The sequence below is a fragment of the Mesorhizobium sp. B4-1-3 genome (assembly GCF_006439355.1).
GTDB lineage: Bacteria > Pseudomonadota > Alphaproteobacteria > Rhizobiales > Rhizobiaceae > Mesorhizobium.
In genome coordinates this window covers 1-1,790 of record NZ_VFTG01000056.1, presented here as the reverse complement: position 1 = coordinate 1,790, position 1,790 = coordinate 1, and the positions used below count along the sequence as shown (strand labels likewise).

The window sequence follows — 1,790 nt, the reverse complement described above, 5'->3', positions numbered from 1 at the left end:
TTGGACCAGAAGAAGACCGTTTCCCCACCGTCGCGAAACCCTCTAGTCTCATGGCCGGAGATGATACAGGGAGACGCGAATGAGCCTCACGCAGAAGCTGATAAACGACGGCAATGCGGCCGTGGACGAAATGCTGGTCGGTATCCTGGCCGCGCATCCCGAGCATCTTTGGCGCCCTGACAACGCCCCGCGCGCGGTCGTTGCCAAGAATGGCCCGCGGCCCGGCAAAGTCGCACTGGTGATCGGCGGCGGCTCAGGCCATGAGCCGACCTTCCTGGGCTATGTCGGCAAGGGACTGGCGGATGCCGCAGCGATCGGCAACGTCTTCGCCTCGCCTCCTCCGCAGCCGGCGGTCGACGCGGCGATGGCCGCCAGTGGCGGCGCCGGCGTTCTGTTCATGTATGGCAACTATGCCGGCGACGTGATGAACTTCGACATGGCCGCCGAGCTTCTGGAGATGGAAGGCATCGAGGCGCGCACGGTGCTGACCACCGACGACATCGCGTCGGCGCCGCGTGACCAAAGGCAAAAGCGCCGTGGCGTGGCCGGCAACGTGTTCATCTTCAAGTGCGCGGGCGCGGCCGCCGACATGATGATGCCGCTGGACGAGGTGGAGCGGATCGCCAGACGCGCAAACGACCGCACCTTCACCATGGGCGTGGCGCTGTCGTCCTGTTCCCTGCCGCAGACGCGGAAGCCGAGCTTTGATCTTCCCCTTGGCGAAATGGAAATCGGCATGGGCATCCATGGCGAGCCCGGCGCCCGGCGGGGGCCATTGCGTTCGGCCAACGAGGTCGTGGACGAAATCATGGACGCGATCCTGGCGGAAATGGAGGCGCCGGCCGGCTCTCGTGTTGCTGTTCTGGTCAACTCGCTCGGCGCAACACCGCTGATGGAACTCTACATCCTGAACGCGCGGATCGCGGAGCGCTTGAAGGCTGCCGGACTGGCGGTCCACAAGACGCTGGTCGGCTCCTACTGCACGTCGCTCGACATGGCCGGCGCGTCGATTACCATCATGCACCTCGACGACGAATTGCAGCGCATGATCGATCATCCCTGCGACTGCCCCATGTTCCGGAGCTGAGTGCGATGGAGTTTACCACCGGGGATTTGAAAGCCCTTTTCCGGGCATTTTCCGCGCGGATGGCAGCTGAGCGCGACAGGCTCTGCGCACTTGACGGGGCAATCGGGGACGCCGACCACGGTATTGCCATGGAACAAGGCATGAAGGCCGCGGCCGATGCGGCCCGGGCCGCCGAGGGCACGTTGCAGGACGTGTTCAATGCCGCTGCAAAAGGTTTTCTCAACGCGGTCGGAGCCTCGTCCGGACCACTGTACGCAACCGCCCTTCTGCGCGCCGGCAAGGCCGCAGGTCCGCGCGGATCAATGCCGAATGGCGAACTGCGGACCATCATTGCGGCGATGCGCGACGGCATCGTCCAGCGTGGCAAGGCGGAGCCGGGCCAGAAGACGATGCTTGATGCCTGGGGACCGGCCGCCGATGCCGCACTCGATGGTCAGAATGCCGATGCCATAATCGCGGCTGCCCGACAGGGAGCAGAAGCGACACGCAACATGGTCGCAACCGTCGGCCGCGCCGCACGTCTCGGTGAGCGTTCTTTGGGCCACCCGGACCCGGGCTCGATTTCGGCCGCCATGCTGGTCGAAGAAATCTGCAAAGCCATGAAAGCCGCCTAACCCATCTTTGTAGACAATGATGTTCCGGCGGCTTTGTCTCTGATTCCGGAACGGCTTCGACGCGGCGCTCCGAGCGAGGCTCCGAGGTC

The 1,790-nt window shown here is 64.6% G+C and carries 2 protein-coding genes; both read left to right on the top strand.

Going from position 1 to position 1,790, the window contains the following annotated elements; all coding sequences use genetic code 11:
• Nucleotides 1-79 precede the first annotated feature (79 nt).
• Entirely contained in the window at nt 80-1,087 is a 1,008-nt protein-coding gene (locus FJW06_RS29960; RefSeq protein ID WP_140757291.1) for a dihydroxyacetone kinase subunit DhaK, read from the top strand.
• A gap of 5 nt (nt 1,088-1,092) precedes the next feature.
• Nucleotides 1,093-1,701, top strand: coding sequence for a dihydroxyacetone kinase subunit DhaL (dhaL, locus tag FJW06_RS29955; RefSeq protein WP_140757289.1), 609 nt, complete (start codon nt 1,093-1,095; stop codon nt 1,699-1,701).
• Nucleotides 1,702-1,790: the final 89 nt, after the last annotated feature.

Bases quoted from the DNA above. Each gene is read 5' to 3' on its own strand.
- FJW06_RS29960 (WP_140757291.1), top strand. From the start codon at position 80: ATGAGCCTCACGCAGAAGCTGATAAACGACGGCAATGCGGCCGTGGAC.
- dhaL (WP_140757289.1), top strand. From the start codon at position 1,093: ATGGAGTTTACCACCGGGGATTTGAAAGCCCTTTTCCGGGCATTTTCC.